Genomic DNA, 14,181 nt, shown 5'->3' with positions numbered 1-14,181 from the left:
CGGCGAGCGATTCGGCGCGCGGCTACTGGCGTGGCGATCAGCTTGTGCAAGCGGACTTCGGCGATGATCGTCCCGCTGATCAAGCCGCTCAGGCCGCGACAAGACTGCCTTTATTCGAGCTCGTAGAGATAGATTTTCTGCGCTTCCATGCGATAACCCGCATCGGCCAGCTCGCTGGTCGCGTGTTCGACCTTCAACGGCCCTTCGATCCAGAACGGCTGATACAGCTCGTCGACCTTGACGCCCAGCTCGCTGGTGGCATGCACGATCTGGTTGGATGGCGGTGGTGGCACGTGGATGCAGGCGCCGAAGTAGGGCACCAGGAGGAATTCGGTTACCCGGCCGTCCTCGCTCATGTCCAGCGGCACGATATAGCCTGGTAGTTTGATTTGAACGCCATCGAGCGCTTTGACGACCGGCTCGGCGGGCGATTGCTGCGCCGCTGCCGGTCCCGTTTCGGCGGCCAGTGCGTCGGCCAGCTGCGACAGGTCGTGCATCGCCACCGGTGGTGGAGGCGGTGGAGCGTCCGCGGGTATCAGGTCCGACCACTGCAGCTCTCGGACATCGGCAATGGTGAAGGGCGCCGCGAGAACTAGCAGCGTTGCGAGCAACAGGCGAGACATGGCGTTCCTCATAGTCTGATCGACAGGCCGTCGGCCAGGGACTGCCGGTAGGCGCGCCAGGCCGGCACGCCACCCATGAGCAGCCCGGCAAGCAGTATGCCGGCAAGCAATGACCACTCATAGGTGCTGGGCAAGGCCAACGGCAGGTCGAGTCCGTACTGGCTCTGCAACGGTCCTTGCGCCGCCGCAATCGCGACGTACAGCAACAGCAGGCCGAACAGGACCCCGGCCAGCGCCAGGCTGAACGCCTCGAGTATCAACAGGCTGGCGATATGCCAGGGCCGCGCACCCACCGAGCGCAGGATCGCCATCTCCCGACGCCGTTCGTTGAGGCTGGTCAGGATCGCCGTCAGCATGCCGATCAAGCCGGTCAGCACGACGAACAGCGATACCACGAACAGGGCCTTTTCCGCCGTGCCCATCAGGCTCCAGAGCTCCTGCAAGGCCACACCCGGGAGAATGGCCAGCAGCGGTTCGCCGCGATACTGGTTGATTTCGCGCTGCAGCGCGAAGGTGGCGATCTTGCTGTTGAGGCCGAGCATGAAGGCGGTGATCTGCTTGGGCTGCAAATCCATCTGACGTGCCTGCTCGGCGTCGATGCGCGCCGCGCCGCGGGCCGGCATGCCGTTCTGCCAGTCGATGTGCAGGGCTTCCATGCCGGCCAGATTGATGTGCAGGGTGCGATCCACCGGCGTGCCGGTACGCTTGAGGATGCCGACGACGCGAAAGGGCTTGTCGTCATGCTTGACCAGGCTGACCGTCGACACGCCGTGCGCCAGCACCAGCTGGTCGTCCAGCTTGTAGTGCAGCGCGTCGGCCACTTCGGCGCCCAGCACCACCTCGAACGGGTCTTCGGCAAAGGGGCGACCTTGTGCCAGTTGCAGCGGCTGCTTGCGACCGTAACGGTAATGATCGAAATAGGCGCGGCTGGTGCCCATGACCCGATAGCCGCGATGGGAGTCGCCCAGCGAGATCGGGATGGCCCAGCTGACGCGAGGATGCGCGGCGAAGTGCTCGAAGCTGTCCCAGCGAATGTTGTTGGTGGCGTTGCCGATGCGGAACACCGAATACAGCAACAGATTCACCGAGCCGGAACGGGCGCCGACGATGAGGTCCGTACCGCTGATGGTGCTGGCGAAACTGGCGCGGGCTTCGGTGCGCACACGCTCGACGGCCAACAACAGGCACACCGAGAGGGCAATGGCGAAGACGGTGAGCAGGGCGGTGAAGCGGCGATTGTTCAGGCTCGCCAAGGCCAGGCGCAGCAGGTACATGGCCTATATCTCCGGGGCGCGAGCGGCGCGGTTGAGGTCCGCCAAGGACAGACTACGGTCGAACAGCGGCGCCAGGCTCTGGTCATGGCTGACGAACAGCAGGCTTGAGCCGGCTTCGCGGCATTCGGCGAAGAGCAATTGCAGGAAGGCCTCCCGGCTGTCGGCGTCGAGCGCTGAGGTGGGCTCGTCGGCAATCACCAGTTCTGGTTGGCCGATCAGCGCACGTGCCGCGGCGACGCGCTGTTGCTGGCCGATCGACAAGGCTTCGGCACGTCGCTCGAGCAGGTTTCTGGAAAGCCCGAGATGCTGCAGCAGGCTTGCAGCTGCTTGCGTCACGCTGCCATGCCGCTGCCGGGCGCGCTCGGCGCGTGCCGTCGAGAAGTGGCAGGGCAACGCCACATTCTCGGCCACCGAGAGAAAGGGCAGCAGGTTGAATTGCTGGAAGATGTAGCCGGTGTGGTCGACGCGAAAACGGTCCCGCGCGCCAGCGGATAGCGCGGCGAGGTCGGTGCCGAGCAACTGGACGGTTCCGCGCTGCGCTTTCTGCACCCCGCCGATCAGGCCGAGCAAGGTGGTCTTGCCGCTACCGGACGGCCCCTTCAGAAACAGGCTCTGGTTGCGTTCCAGCGTGAACGCGGGAATGTCGAGCAGGTCGGCCTGGCCGGGCCAGGCGAACCCCAGTTGGTGGAGGTTGAGCAGGGGTGCGGTCATCGAGATGATCCGTTTCAGACAAGCCGGTGAGTTTACTGCGTCGGGCCCAGTGGCGGCAGGCGCCGGGATCAGAAGGTGGCCCGCGGCTGCCCGGCATCGAGTTGCGCACCGCGTTGACCATTCGGGCCGATCAGCTGTGCCTGGATTTTTTTAGTGCCGGGGAATGCCTTGAACAGCGCCTGCAGATCGAGCGCCTGAAGCGCTTGGGGGGTGGCGCAGTCGAAGTGGTAGTGCGCGTGGATCTCGCTGTGCTGGCCGTCGTGCTCACCGTCGTGCTTGTGTTCGTGCTCATCGTCATGATCAGCACCTTCGAACAATGGGCTCTCCAGCTCGGTTTCGGCCAGTTTGCAGCCTGCCGCTGCTGGCAGGCCAAACAGAGTGCCCGGTTGTTCCAGCTGCTGGCGGGCATCGGCGATCTGGCGTTTGTCCGCTTCGCTACTCGGTGCGTGTTCGAAACCCACCAGATTCATCGCCGGGCTACGGAGTTCGATCTCCAGCATCGATCCATCCAGCGCGGCGTCCAGCTCGGCGGCGCCGTGCTCATGAGCACCTAGGCTGTCATGGTGGTCGTGCTCATGATCGTGATGTTCGGCGGCCAGAGCGAAACCGGGCAGCAGGGCGAAGGGCAGGGCAAGCAGCAGACGACGCATAACGAACTCCAGAGGGGTTGGCTGATATGGTTACGTTATAACAAAAATTGACGGCAGCTGGCCAGCCTGAACGGAGCATGGGAGCATGTCGTCCGGACAGCGGGAGAGAGACGATGATTCGAATTCGTGGCCATGTGGGCGATTTGCCAGTCGACCTCAGCATTGAAATGGACGATCACGACTGGGCGCAGCTGGTGCGTCAGCTGCCGGCCGTCCAGGCGGCTCAGCCGCCGGCGCAAGCCGCAGACCAGGCGAGCGCCGACCCTCACTGGCAGGGGGCGCAGCAGTTGTTGCGTCAGGCGGGACGCATGGAAGGACCGCAGCTGTTGGCGGAGCTGGAGGCGCTGACGGGCAGTGCCCAGGCGGGCAAGCGTTTGCTGGTGCGCTTGCGCCACAGCGCCCAGGTCAAGGTCGACAGCGGGGCGGATGCGCCGGTGTATTGCTGGGTCGGCTAGGTGCGCTGAGCGGGATCAGAGACGCTGCGCCTGAAAGGTATCGCAGCGTGTCGGTTCACCGCTGTCGAAGCCGGTACGAAACCATTTCACCCGCTGCGCCGAGGTGCCATGGGTGAAGGCATCGGGCACCACGCGGCCCTGACTCTGCTTTTGCAGGCGATCATCGCCGATGGCGTTGGCCGCGTTCAGTGCTTCTTCCAGGTCGCCCTCCTCGAGCCAGTCATGACGCTGTTGCGCGTGGTAGGCCCAGACGCCGGCCAGGCAATCGGCCTGCAATTCCTGACGGACCAGCAAGCCGTTATCGCCTTCCATCCTGGCGCCACGCTGGCGTGCCGCCTGCATCTGCTGCGAGACCCCTAGCAGCGTCTGAACGTGATGACCGACCTCGTGCGCAATGACATAGGCCTGGGCAAAATCGCCGGCGACGGAAAAGCGCGAGGCCATTTCATCGAAGAATTGCAGGTCGAGATACACCTGCTGATCACCTGGACAGTAGAAGGGCCCGACCGCCGACCGGGCGAAACCGCACGCCGAATTGACCCCGCCGCGAAACAGCACCAGTTTCGGGTCGCGGTACTGCTCGCCGGACTGCTGGAACAGTGCGCGCCAGGTATCTTCGGTGTCGCCCAGAATGGCCTGGACGAACGCCACTTGCGGATCGTCGCCGCGCGCCGGGGTGGTGCTTTGCTGGGTGGGGGCCGAGCCGCCCTGATCGGCCAACTGGCCGAGAATCTGCAGCGGATCCTGGCCGGAGAGCAGGCCGATCACCACGACGATGGCCACGCCGGCCAGGCTCAGGCGTCCGCCACCGATACCGCCGCTACGCCCGCGGGCATCCACCACGTTGTCGCTGCGACGAGCCTTCTTCCAGCGCATGCCCGCATCCCTCCGCTTGTTCTTGGTCTCTGCTCAGACCCGTGCCTGGGCGCGCAAATTCAGTCGGCGAGAGGGTTTCGTCGGCATCCTTGCTGCCTGATGCTCGGTGGCCGCCGGCTGCTCCCCCTCGGTCTCGTCGCGATCGCGTTTTGCAAAGCGCTGGCGGCGGGTGGCCGCGCGAACCAACCGGCGCCGCTTCGGTCAGAGGTCTATCGTGCTGCGCAGCCGCTATCAGGAGAGCTTTCGATGCGTTTTGCCCGTTTCGTGCTGATTGTTCAAGCAGTGATCATGATCGGCTTCAGCCTTGCCTACTGGCTGCGGCCTTACGAAATGGCCAATCTGAACGGGATGCTGTTGATGGAGACCGCCTCCGTCAGCCATATGCGTGTTTATTACGGAGGCCTGCAACTGGGGCTGGCGCTGTTTCTGCTCTGGGCGATGCAGGTTCCGGAGCGTGCCCGCGCCGCACTGGTTATGCTGGTCATCACCATGCTGGCGTTGGTCGCCGGTCGGCTTGGCTCGTTGTGGCTCGATGGCGGCGAATTGATCGGCTTCGATCTGGCCTCGTTGATCTACCGGGTCTGCGCCGCGATGCTCGCTGCGGCTGCGCTCTGGTTACTGAAAGAGCCACAGACCGAAGAGCCTGTCGCCGAGCCCGAGCGCCCTCAGCGCCGAGTGGATCAGGGCCCGCCGCAGCCGTTTCGCCTGGGTGACGGCCCGGCGCCGGTGGAGCAGGCCGAGCCCGAGCCCGAGCTGCAACCGTTCCGCCGGGGCGAGCCGGTCGAACCGACGACCACGCGCACCGATCCGCCGAGCCACTAGCCGACCACGACGCCTGGCTTGCGCATGGCCGGGGACATCACGCCTGACGGCGTTGCGGCAGCATCCGGCGCAGTACGTCGTCCCGCCGAATGTAGTGGTGGAACAGCGCGGCCGCCGCGTGCAGGCCGATCAGCCAGTAGCCGAGCACGGCCATGGTTTCATGAACCTCCTTGATGTCGCCGGCCAAGCCCTTGTTCGGCGCCAGCAGCGCGGGCAGCTCCAGGCCGAAGAAGGGAATCGGTTTGCCCGCTGCGCTCAAGGTCAACCAGCCCAGCAGCGGCAGGCCGATCATCAGCCCGTACAACGCCAGGTGCGCCAGCTTGGCCAGCCATTTCTCCCAGGCGACGCTGGCGATGGCCAAGGGGGCCGGGCGCAGCCAGCGGGCGATCAAGCGCAGCCATACCAGGGCGAATACCGACAGGCCCAGCATGAAGTGCCACTGCTTGAGCAGCTCCCGTGTCTCGCTGCCCTTGGGGAAGTTGCCCTTCAGTTCGATCGTCGCGTAGACCGCCGCGATCAGCAGCACCATCAACCAGTGCAACGCGATGGACAACCGTCCGTAGCGCGCCGGCATCAGCTTGTCGTCCATTTCACCTACTCCGCGTGTGGATAATTGCCGGCAAGTTTAAGCGCTGAAACTTAAGCCAAGCTTATTCGCTTGCTCACCGCGACGATCTACCGCGGCGACGGCTCGATCTCGCGGGATTGCGCCGCGCTGGCCACTGCCGCCATGCCCCGCTCGTGGCGCGGTAGGCGCACGACCACGCGCAAGCCACCGAGCGCCGAGTCGAGCAGCTCAATGTCGGCGTGGTGCAGCTCGGCAATACGCGCGACGATCGACAGGCCAAGCCCGGCGCCCTGGCCATCCGCCAGGCGGACGAAGCGCTGGAATAACTGGCCACGCAATTGGCTGGCGATCCCCGGCCCGCTGTCAGCGACCTCGAGAATCAGATGGTCCGGCATGGCCTGCAGCTGGACATCGATGCGCCCGCCGGGCGGCGTGTATTGCAGCGCATTGCTCACCAGGTTTTGCAGCAGGGTGGCCAGGCTCGCCGCGTCACCGATGAGGTTGAAGTCGGCCTGCTCGTCGGCTTCCAGCGCCAGGTCCTGCTGGCGCGCCAGGGCCAGCGGGGTCAGCTCGGCGAGCGTCTCTCGCGCCACGGCGCGCAGATCCAGCGGCGCCAGACGCAGCTGTTGCGCGTTGGGCTCGAGCCGCGCCAGGGTCAGCAGTTGCGTCACCACCCGCGTGGTGCGGTCAACCCCGGCGAGCAACTGGCGCAGCGCTTCGTCGCGGTCGGCTTCGCTGTCGGCCAGCTGGGCGTTCTGGGCATGGATACGCAGCACGGCCAAGGGCGTTCGCAACTCGTGCGCGGCGTCGGCGATAAAGCGTTTCTCCCGCTCTACCAGCTGATTGAGCTGTTGCAGCAGGCGGTTCAGTGACGCCGCAACCGGTTCCAGCTCGTGCGGCAGTGGTGCCAGCAACAGCGGCGCGAGGTTGTCCGGATCGCGACGCTTGAGCAATTGCGCCATGTCTGCCAATGGCCGCAAGCCCCAGCCCACCGCCAGCCAGATCAGCAGCGCCAGCAGCGGCAAGCCGATCAGGTCGGGCATCAGGCTGCGGCGGGCGATCTTGCCGACCAGCTCGCCGCGTACATCGCCGCGTTCGCTGACCAGCACCCACAAGTCGTCCTCGCGATCGCGCAACAGAAACAGCCGCCAGTCGCGGCCGTCGAGGGCCACATCATGAAAGCCCACCGGCAACTGGCTGAAGGCTGCCGCCGACGGCTCGCCGGTCTTGGTCAGTTGCTGCAAGGCGCCTTTCGGTGCGCCGGCCGATTGCAGCACGATGCTGCCATCGGCCGCATACACCTGGAAGCCCAGCTTGGTCTCATAGGCATGCCCCGGTGCGCCCCCGCCGCGCTGTGCGTTCACCGCGGCATCCAGCGCCTGCTGCAACGCCTGGCGAGCTGGCGCATCCATCTCGCGCATCACCAGGCCTTGAACCAGTCGCGCGCTTTGCGCCAGCTGCGCGTCGAACAGTTCTTCGATTTCGTGGTGGGCATCGCGGTAGCTGCGCCAGGAGATCAGGCTCAGCGATAGCAGCAGCGTGCCCAGAACCAGCGCCAGGGTACGGTTGCGGATCGAGCGCTTCAGCATTTGTCCACCAGGTAGCCGACCCCGCGCACGGTGCGGATCAGCTCGGGGAAGAATTTCTTGCGCAGGTGGTGGATGTGCACCTCCAGCGCGTTGCTTTCGACGTCCTCGTCCCAGCCGTAGAGCACCTGCTGCAGGCGATCGCGCGTCAGCACGCGGCCGGGCTGGGAGAGCAGTTCATGGAGCAGGACGAACTCCTTGCGCGGCAGGCTGACCGGCGCGCCCTGGTAGCTGACCTGTTGATTGACCGGATCGAGGAGGATGCCGCGGTACTCCAGGGTGGGCTCCGGGCGGTTGAAGCTGCGGCGCAGCAAGGCGCGCAGGCGGGCCTTGAGCTCGGCGACATCGAAGGGCTTGACCAGGTAATCGTCGGCGCCGGCATCGAGCCCGGCGATCCGGTCGCTGGTGGCATCGCGCGCGGTCAGTACCAGCACCGGGACCGGGTTGCCCGCCGCGCGCAGGCGCTTGAGCAGCTCCAGGCCGTCCAGGCGCGGCAGGCCGAGGTCGAGTATCGCCAGGTCGAAGCTTTCGTGGGTCAGTGCATGCAGCGCGCTGGCGCCGTCGAGCAACCAATCGACGGTGTAGCGCTCCGGCTTGAGCGCCGTGCGAATGCCTTCGCCCAGCGCGTGATCGTCTTCTACCAGCAGAATGCGCATGTGGTTCCTCAGGGCGGCGGTGCGGTTCATTCAACTCCGTCGCGGGCGCTTATTCCAGCTTTTCCTCGACCTGGGTAAGCAGGGCCCGGGCTTCCTCTCGGCGGCCGGCGTCGGCGACCTCGCGACCGGGGCGGGCAGGCGCGGCTAGGGCTTTCTGCAGGGCGGTCCGGGCCTCGGCATAACGCTTCTGGCGCTGCAGGAAATCACCATGGAAATAGTTGGGATCGATGCCGTTCGGGTTCAGGCTCAAGGCCTGCTGGAACAGCGCCTGGGCCTTGTCGTCGTCACCGAAGCCGATCGGCCAGCCGGGCACCTGGTAATAGAGCGTCGCGAGGCTGGTGTAGGCCGAGCCGTCCAGTGCCTTGGGGTCGATTTCGATGGCTTTTTCCAGCTCGGCCTTGGCCTGCTTGACCAGCCCGAGCGCGCCGAGCCCGCCTTTGGCGCCGGCCCAGGTGCTGAGCACGATGCCGTGCCAGATACGCAGTTCGGCGGCGTCGGGCTCGCTTGCCACGGCTTGCTCGGCGCGGCCGGCGAGTCGTTCGAAGGCGGTTTCGCGCTGCGCCTTGGGCAGCTGGTAGTTGATCTCGGCCCAGCGCGTCTGCAATTGGTGCAGGGCCGCATCGCCGGCTGGCGTCAGGGCGAAGGAGGGTGTGCTGACTATTGCCAGCAGGGCGAGGCAGAGGCCGATCAGGCTTTTCATGGATGCTGTTCTCCGGAAGATGTCGAGGGTTGGGTGGCCGGTGCGGGCGGTTCGGCCCGGGCGAAGCGCTTGATCACCGGCAGCTGCTTGCGCAGGGACTGGTCGACCAGGCGCGGCAGCAGGCCGTTGAGGCGCACGAAGAGTTTTTCCGGCCAGCCGAGGTAGAGCTCTTCGCGTTCGACGCTGATCGCCTGGACGATCTGTCGGGCCACGGCCTGGGGATCGTCCAGGCCGACCTTGAGCGCGTCGTTCATCGCCACCACGTCGGCGCTGTTCATTGCCGTGCGGGTGGCACGCGGCGCGATGTAGAGCACCTTGATGTGGCTGTCGGCGAGCTCGCGGCGCAGTGCTTCGGAGAACCCGCGTACGGCGAATTTGCTGGCGCAGTAGGCGGCGAAGCCGGGGTAGCCGATGGAACCGAAGGTCGAGCCGAGGTTGACCAGCAGTGCCTGCGGCTGGGTGTGCAGCAAGGGCAGCAGCAGGTGGGTCAGCTGCAGCGTGGCCGTGACGTTGACGCCGATCAGCCGCGCGATGGCGTCCTCGTCCTGGTGTTCGAGTAGGCTGAACTGGTTGACACCGGCGGCGTTGATCACGCAATTGAGACCGCCGAAACGGCGGGCGGCTTCGAGCACGGTCTGCCGCCCGGTGCGTAGCGCCAGGTCGGCACAGATCACGTTGACCTGGCCGGGGTAGCGACGCGCCAGGCTGTCGAGCGCCAGGCCGTCACGGCCGACCAGCAGCAGGTGGGCGCCACCGGCGCAGAGTCGTTCGACCAGGGCCTGGCCGATTCCGCCACTGGCCCCGGTCAGCAGGGCACGGCATTGTTCCAGTCGCATGGCGGATCCCTCAGGCGCTCAGGCCACGGAAGATGTCGCCGTAGAGGCGGAACACCACGCGAGCGGTGTGGACCACGGCTGCCTTGTCGTCCTCGTCGTCGAGGCGATTCATCAGTCGCTTGAAGAACTCGATGTGCTCCATGTCCAGGCTGCCGTGGGACGTCAGGTAGCTGAAGGCCTTGGCCGGCAGCTGCAGGCTGTCTTGCAGCACGCCGGCGGCCTGGGTCGCCAGGGCGATGCTGGTACCTTCAAGCACGTTGACCATGCCGAAGAAACTCACCGGGTTATGCCGCGCGATGCGGTCGTAGACATAGGCGACCATCAGTTCGGTGGCCAAGGCCGGCTGGCCGTGGCGCACCGCTTCGGCATCGCCGCCGCAGGCGCGGATGTCGTTGAGGATCCATTCCTGATGGCCGGTCTCTTCCTCGATGTATTCGGCGATCGCCTCGCGCAGCCATTCCAGCCGTTCCGGCAGCCGTGCACCGCAGGCCATCAGCAGCGGCACGGTGTGCTTGACGTGATGGTAGGCCTGGGTCAGGAAGGCGATGTATTGCTCGCGGGTGGCGGCGCCAGTCAGCGCGGCATGAATGATTGGTGCGGCCAGCAGGGACTCGCGGGCTTCGCTGGTCTGTTGTTGCAGTTCGTCGTAGAACGCCATGGAAAACCTCATCAGGCAGAGGGCAAAAGGGAGTCGATGCGGGCGCCATAGGCGTCCAGCAGGGCGGCGCGGCGCAGGCGGCCGTTGCTCGTCGCCAGGTCGTTAGCGGCGTTGAAGGGCGCCGTGGCGCGCAACCAGTGGTGCGCGCGGGCGTAGTCAGGCAGGCCGGCGTTGACCCGGTCCACCGCGGCCTGCAGCTCGGCGTCGCTGCAATCGCCGCGACGCGGTACCAGCACGGCGACGTTTTGCGGCAGCGCCTCGCCATGCAGCCAGGCCTGGGCGATGGGCGCCTGCTGGACCAGTTCGGCTTCCACCCATTCGGGATTCACGTTGCGCCCGTAGGCGGTGACGAACTGGTGCTTCTTGCGCCCATGCAGGACCAGGAAACCGTCGTCGAAGTGGCCGAGGTCGCCGGTGGCCAGCCAGTCAGTCGGCTGCACCGGCTCACCAAGGTAACCGAGCATATGCGGGCCCTTGACCTGCACCTCGCCATCGTCGGCCAGGCGCACCTCGACGTGTGGCAATGGCCGGCCGACCGTGCCGATGCGCCGCGCCGCGGGCGTGTTGAGGCAGACCACCGAGGCGCACTCGGACAGCCCGTAGCCCTCGAATACCGGCAGCCCGAGGCGGTCGGCGCGCTCGAGCAGCTGCGGAGCGACCCGGCCGCCGCCAACGGCGACGAAACGCAGCGAATCGGGCAGCGGCACACCCTGTTCCGCGGCGCTGACCATCGCCAGCAGGAGTTGCGGCAGCAAGATCAGGCTATGCGGGCGGCTCTCGTTGAGGGTGGTGAGAAAGCGCGGCAGGTCGAAGCCGGTGCTGCCGCTGAAGCCGATCTCGGCCAAGGGCCGCAGTTCGATGCAGGCACCGGCCAGCAGCGGTGCGTAGAGCCCGGCGATGTTTTCCAGCAGGGTGGCCAGCGGCAACACGCACAGGTGCTGCTGCACGGCGCAGGGCAGGCTGGCCTGCCACAGGCTCTCGGCCACGGCGAGCTGGGCGCCCGCATCCAGGCAGACGCCCTTGGGCTGACCGGTGGTGCCGGAGGTGTAGGTGATTTTCAGCGTGCCGGCAGGCACGGCGGTCACCGCATGCAGGGAACGCTGCAGAAGGCCGGGCGCGGTCGCCGTGAAGCCGGCTGCATCGGTCAGCGCGTTCGCCGGTCCGATCAGGCAATCGATGCCGGCATGCTGCAGCACATGGGCATGCTGCGCCGGCGAGAAGAAGCCCGGCAGCGGCACGCAGACGCGCTCGGCGCACAGCAGCGCAAGATCCCACAGCGCCCATTCCAGGCCGTTGTCCAGGGCTAGGGCGACCCGCTGCACGTCCAGCCGAACCAGCTGCTCGGCGCGCCTTGCCACTTCCTCGCGCAGTTGCGCGTAGCTCAGTTGAGTCGCACTTTCGCGCAGGGCGACGCCCTCGTGGCGCTCAAGTATCGTCCAGAAGCGTTCAGCTGCAGGCTGCATAAGGCACCTCTCCGGCATTGAACAGTGGCTCGTAGCCCAGCCGCGGATAGACGCCCAGCTGCTGCAGGCGCTGGTGGCCGGGCAGGATCTCGCCGGCCATGACCTGCGGCCGGCTGGCGTAGTAGCTGCCCCAGTCGGCCAGTTCCTCGCCCATTCGTGCCGGATCGGCCAGGCCCAGCGGCAGCGGGTCGAGCGCCAGGCGCTGGAAGCTGTTGAGCAGCCGGGCGTGCCGGTGAAGACCACCCAGCGAAAGCCCTGGGCGACCAGCAGATCGGTCAGTGCGACGATCAGCAGCCGCGCCGAAGCGTTGCCGAAGGCGGCCAGGTTGCCGACCTCGACGATCTCGGCGCGCGGGACCGGCGCACCGCTGCAGCGGCTCACGGCCGCTTCGATGGGATCGTCCAGGTAGCGTTCGAGAAACAGGGGCCGGCGTTGCGCGCTGCGCAAGCCGACCGCGCCCTGCACCTGGCCGTCCTCACTATGCAGGCCCAGCAGGCAGGGCATGAAGTGGCGCACCCGCGCCTGGTAGTGCTCGGCAAAGCGCTGGCTGATGAATGCTTCCAGCGCCTCGCGGCGCGTGCCTTGGCCCGGTTGCGCCAGTTGCAGGGTCAGCGGCGACTCGCGGCCAATGCGTGCCAGTACGTCAGTGTTTTCAACCCAGGGCAGTTCCATCGGGGAACCTCGGTTAGATGCCTGGGGCGATTGTTGGGGGCCAGCCTTAAGTCAGTCTTAAGCCTCACGCAACGGCCAGCTGGGGGCTGCATGGCCGCTGCGCTCGCGACATTTTTTTCACATGCGCTTGTTTATGGTCGGCCCTGTCGCTCACCGCCGCATCAGCCAGTAGGCCAGGGCAGCGACGCCCAGCGTCCAGATCAGCACCACCGCTACCGCACCGGCGCGGCTGACCGGGCGCGGCGTGTGCTCCCAGGCGAGGGCCTGGGCGCGGCACTCGTTGAGGATGGCCGGCGGCATCAGACGTATCGCCAGCCAGATGCCCAGGGGCAACAGCAGCAGATCGTCGAGATAGCCGAGCACCGGGATGAAATCCGGGATCAGGTCGATCGGACTGAGCGCATAGGCGACGACGCAGACCAGCAGGGCACGCAGCCACCAGGGCGTATCCGGGTGGCGGGCACAGAGCCAGAGGGTCATGACGTCACGTTTGAGCTGGCGAGCCCAGCCTTGCAGGCGTGTGATGAAGCGAGACAGGCCGAACATCCAGTGCTCCTCGAGCAGACCAGGCCGGCGTGCCGGCGATAAGAAGGAAGAAACCACGATGCTGCACACAGCCTCTCACCCGTCGCAACGCCTGGGCGCGCTGTTCAAGCGCCGGTATCGGGCGGTCGGACTGCTCGTCGCGCTGGCGGTCTTTCTCGCGACGGAGCTGGCGCTGCACTGGAACGAGCGGCTGTACTTCTACCTGACCCGGCAGATGGACGTTACCCGCGACGTCTCGGCCGACCGTTGGCTGCCCGGCTACCAGGTCGATATCGACGGCAAGCCCATCGCCGGCATCGAGCGCAACCTGTCGGCCATTACCTATGACCGCGACCTCGACCGGCTGTTGGCAGTGGTCAACGGCGGCCCTACCGAATTGCTGGTGCTGAGCAAGACCGGCGAGCTGCTCGAGCACTATCCGTTGACCGGCTTCGGCGATATCGAAGGGGTGACCTACATGGGCAACGGACGCGTGGCGGTGTCCGATGAACGTGCACAGCAGGTGAGCATCTTCAGCCTGCCGGCGGCGCCGCGCAGCATCGATGTGTCCGAGGCGCAGTTCTTGTCCCTGGGCATCCACCTGAACGGCAACAAGGGCTTCGAGGGCCTGAGCTACGATGCCGCCGGGGATCGCCTGTTCATCGTCAAGGAACGCGACCCGCGCCAGCTCTACGAGGTGCGGGGCGTGGCGGCTAGCCTCGATGGCCCGCTGCAGCTGAAGATCATCGATCACACCGACTGGATCGACGATCAGGTCTTCGCCACCGACCTGTCGGACATCCATTTCGATGCCGACACGGGCCACCTGCTGCTGCTCAGCGATGAATCGCACCTGCTCATGGAGCTCAGCGACCGCGGTGAGATGCTCAGCTACCGCAGCTTCAACCGGTTCACCAGCGATCTCCAGCACACCGCCCCGCACCCCGAAGGCGTGACCCTGGACAATGACGGCGCCCTCTACGTGGTCAGCGAGCCGAACCTGTTCTACCGCTTCCGCCGTCCGTAGGCGGAGGGCGGTTTTCACGGGACCTTCACGCGGGTTTGACGGAACACTGACGGGCTGCCGCGCAGACTTCGGTCATGAT

The 14,181-nt window shown here is 66.3% G+C and carries 16 protein-coding genes and 1 pseudogene; 3 read left to right on the top strand and 14 right to left on the bottom strand.

What is annotated here, in order from left to right:
• Window positions 1-110: 110 nt before the first annotated feature.
• From KVO92_RS22100 to KVO92_RS22085, 4 genes are all read right to left on the bottom strand, one after another.
• Window positions 111-623 (bottom strand): DUF3299 domain-containing protein, encoded by a 513-nt coding sequence (locus KVO92_RS22100; RefSeq protein ID WP_217477739.1) that lies wholly within the window; start codon window positions 621-623, stop codon window positions 111-113.
• 8 nt (window positions 624-631) lie between these two features.
• Window positions 632-1,897 (bottom strand): ABC transporter permease, encoded by a 1,266-nt coding sequence (locus KVO92_RS22095; protein ID WP_217477738.1) that lies wholly within the window; start codon window positions 1,895-1,897, stop codon window positions 632-634.
• Between the two features lie 3 nt (window positions 1,898-1,900).
• Window positions 1,901-2,608: an ABC transporter ATP-binding protein gene (locus tag KVO92_RS22090; RefSeq protein ID WP_217477737.1), complete on the bottom strand. Its 708-nt coding sequence runs from the start codon at window positions 2,606-2,608 to the stop codon at window positions 1,901-1,903.
• 68 nt (window positions 2,609-2,676) lie between these two features.
• The gene (locus tag KVO92_RS22085; RefSeq protein WP_217477736.1) at window positions 2,677-3,258 is read right to left on the bottom strand and encodes a DUF2796 domain-containing protein; all 582 of its coding nucleotides are present in this window, start codon (window positions 3,256-3,258) and stop codon (window positions 2,677-2,679) included.
• A gap of 113 nt (window positions 3,259-3,371) precedes the next feature.
• Here KVO92_RS22085 and KVO92_RS22080 point away from each other — a divergent pair, with 113 nt between their 5' ends.
• Window positions 3,372-3,713 carry a hypothetical protein gene (locus KVO92_RS22080; RefSeq protein ID WP_217477735.1) on the top strand — a complete coding sequence of 114 codons (342 nt, stop codon included), beginning with the start codon at window positions 3,372-3,374 and terminating at the stop codon, window positions 3,711-3,713.
• Between the two features lie 15 nt (window positions 3,714-3,728).
• Here KVO92_RS22080 and ypfJ read toward each other — a convergent pair whose 3' ends face one another.
• Window positions 3,729-4,589: a KPN_02809 family neutral zinc metallopeptidase gene (ypfJ, locus tag KVO92_RS22075; RefSeq protein ID WP_217477734.1), complete on the bottom strand. Its 861-nt coding sequence runs from the start codon at window positions 4,587-4,589 to the stop codon at window positions 3,729-3,731.
• A gap of 246 nt (window positions 4,590-4,835) precedes the next feature.
• Here ypfJ and KVO92_RS22070 point away from each other — a divergent pair, with 246 nt between their 5' ends.
• Window positions 4,836-5,411 carry a DUF4345 domain-containing protein gene (locus KVO92_RS22070; RefSeq protein WP_217477733.1) on the top strand — a complete coding sequence of 192 codons (576 nt, stop codon included), beginning with the start codon at window positions 4,836-4,838 and terminating at the stop codon, window positions 5,409-5,411.
• Between the two features lie 37 nt (window positions 5,412-5,448).
• Here the strand turns inward: KVO92_RS22070 and KVO92_RS22065 are convergent, their stop codons facing one another.
• The 9 genes and pseudogenes from KVO92_RS22065 to KVO92_RS22025 form a co-directional block, all read right to left on the bottom strand.
• Window positions 5,449-6,000 carry a cytochrome b gene (locus tag KVO92_RS22065; RefSeq protein ID WP_217477732.1) on the bottom strand — a complete coding sequence of 184 codons (552 nt, stop codon included), beginning with the start codon at window positions 5,998-6,000 and terminating at the stop codon, window positions 5,449-5,451.
• A gap of 86 nt (window positions 6,001-6,086) precedes the next feature.
• Window positions 6,087-7,568: an ATP-binding protein gene (locus KVO92_RS22060; protein WP_217477731.1), complete on the bottom strand. Its 1,482-nt coding sequence runs from the start codon at window positions 7,566-7,568 to the stop codon at window positions 6,087-6,089.
• Window positions 7,562-8,221 (bottom strand): response regulator, encoded by a 660-nt coding sequence (locus tag KVO92_RS22055; RefSeq protein ID WP_217477775.1) that lies wholly within the window; start codon window positions 8,219-8,221, stop codon window positions 7,562-7,564. Before KVO92_RS22055 ends, KVO92_RS22060 begins: the two co-directional genes overlap by 7 nt.
• A 49-nt stretch (window positions 8,222-8,270) precedes the next feature.
• Window positions 8,271-8,921, bottom strand: coding sequence for a hypothetical protein (locus KVO92_RS22050; RefSeq protein WP_217477730.1), 651 nt, complete (start codon window positions 8,919-8,921; stop codon window positions 8,271-8,273).
• Window positions 8,918-9,757 carry an SDR family oxidoreductase gene (locus KVO92_RS22045; protein ID WP_217477729.1) on the bottom strand — a complete coding sequence of 280 codons (840 nt, stop codon included), beginning with the start codon at window positions 9,755-9,757 and terminating at the stop codon, window positions 8,918-8,920. Before KVO92_RS22045 ends, KVO92_RS22050 begins: the two co-directional genes overlap by 4 nt.
• 10 nt (window positions 9,758-9,767) lie before the next feature.
• Window positions 9,768-10,415, bottom strand: a complete 648-nt coding sequence (locus tag KVO92_RS22040) for a TenA family transcriptional regulator (protein ID WP_217477728.1) — start codon at window positions 10,413-10,415, stop codon at window positions 9,768-9,770.
• Between the two features lie 11 nt (window positions 10,416-10,426).
• A complete protein-coding gene (locus KVO92_RS22035; protein ID WP_217477727.1) occupies window positions 10,427-11,878 on the bottom strand; it encodes an AMP-binding protein in 1,452 nt (483 codons plus the stop codon).
• Window positions 11,862-12,550, bottom strand: a pseudogene (locus tag KVO92_RS22030) (thermostable hemolysin). Before KVO92_RS22030 ends, KVO92_RS22035 begins: the two are co-directional and overlap by 17 nt.
• 150 nt (window positions 12,551-12,700) lie before the next feature.
• Window positions 12,701-13,096 carry a YkvA family protein gene (locus KVO92_RS22025; RefSeq protein ID WP_217477726.1) on the bottom strand — a complete coding sequence of 132 codons (396 nt, stop codon included), beginning with the start codon at window positions 13,094-13,096 and terminating at the stop codon, window positions 12,701-12,703.
• A 58-nt stretch (window positions 13,097-13,154) separates the two neighbouring features.
• Here KVO92_RS22025 and KVO92_RS22020 point away from each other — a divergent pair, with 58 nt between their 5' ends.
• Window positions 13,155-14,102 (top strand): SdiA-regulated domain-containing protein, encoded by a 948-nt coding sequence (locus KVO92_RS22020; RefSeq protein ID WP_217477725.1) that lies wholly within the window; start codon window positions 13,155-13,157, stop codon window positions 14,100-14,102.
• The last annotated feature ends 79 nt before the right edge of the window (window positions 14,103-14,181 follow it).

The sequence above is a fragment of the Stutzerimonas stutzeri genome (genome assembly GCF_019090095.1).
Taxonomy (GTDB): Bacteria; Pseudomonadota; Gammaproteobacteria; order Pseudomonadales; family Pseudomonadaceae; genus Stutzerimonas; species Stutzerimonas stutzeri_AN.
The sequence above is the reverse complement of the archived record's forward strand: the minus strand, read 5'-3'. Positions and strand labels throughout refer to the sequence as shown.

Excerpts from the sequence above, each read along its gene's own strand:
- KVO92_RS22100 (WP_217477739.1), bottom strand. The coding sequence starts at position 623 with ATGTCTCGCCTGTTGCTCGCAACGCTGCTAGTTCTCGCGGCGCCCTTC.
- KVO92_RS22095 (WP_217477738.1), bottom strand. The coding sequence starts at position 1,897 with ATGTACCTGCTGCGCCTGGCCTTGGCGAGCCTGAACAATCGCCGCTTC.
- KVO92_RS22090 (WP_217477737.1), bottom strand. The coding sequence starts at position 2,608 with ATGACCGCACCCCTGCTCAACCTCCACCAACTGGGGTTCGCCTGGCCC.
- KVO92_RS22085 (WP_217477736.1), bottom strand. The coding sequence starts at position 3,258 with ATGCGTCGTCTGCTGCTTGCCCTGCCCTTCGCCCTGCTGCCCGGTTTC.
- KVO92_RS22080 (WP_217477735.1), top strand. The coding sequence starts at position 3,372 with ATGATTCGAATTCGTGGCCATGTGGGCGATTTGCCAGTCGACCTCAGC.
- ypfJ (WP_217477734.1), bottom strand. The coding sequence starts at position 4,589 with ATGCGCTGGAAGAAGGCTCGTCGCAGCGACAACGTGGTGGATGCCCGC.
- KVO92_RS22070 (WP_217477733.1), top strand. The coding sequence starts at position 4,836 with ATGCGTTTTGCCCGTTTCGTGCTGATTGTTCAAGCAGTGATCATGATC.
- KVO92_RS22065 (WP_217477732.1), bottom strand. The coding sequence starts at position 6,000 with ATGGACGACAAGCTGATGCCGGCGCGCTACGGACGGTTGTCCATCGCG.
- KVO92_RS22060 (WP_217477731.1), bottom strand. The coding sequence starts at position 7,568 with ATGCTGAAGCGCTCGATCCGCAACCGTACCCTGGCGCTGGTTCTGGGC.
- KVO92_RS22055 (WP_217477775.1), bottom strand. The coding sequence starts at position 8,221 with ATGCGCATTCTGCTGGTAGAAGACGATCACGCGCTGGGCGAAGGCATT.
- KVO92_RS22050 (WP_217477730.1), bottom strand. The coding sequence starts at position 8,921 with ATGAAAAGCCTGATCGGCCTCTGCCTCGCCCTGCTGGCAATAGTCAGC.
- KVO92_RS22045 (WP_217477729.1), bottom strand. The coding sequence starts at position 9,757 with ATGCGACTGGAACAATGCCGTGCCCTGCTGACCGGGGCCAGTGGCGGA.
- KVO92_RS22040 (WP_217477728.1), bottom strand. The coding sequence starts at position 10,415 with ATGGCGTTCTACGACGAACTGCAACAACAGACCAGCGAAGCCCGCGAG.
- KVO92_RS22035 (WP_217477727.1), bottom strand. The coding sequence starts at position 11,878 with ATGCAGCCTGCAGCTGAACGCTTCTGGACGATACTTGAGCGCCACGAG.
- KVO92_RS22025 (WP_217477726.1), bottom strand. The coding sequence starts at position 13,096 with ATGTTCGGCCTGTCTCGCTTCATCACACGCCTGCAAGGCTGGGCTCGC.
- KVO92_RS22020 (WP_217477725.1), top strand. The coding sequence starts at position 13,155 with ATGCTGCACACAGCCTCTCACCCGTCGCAACGCCTGGGCGCGCTGTTC.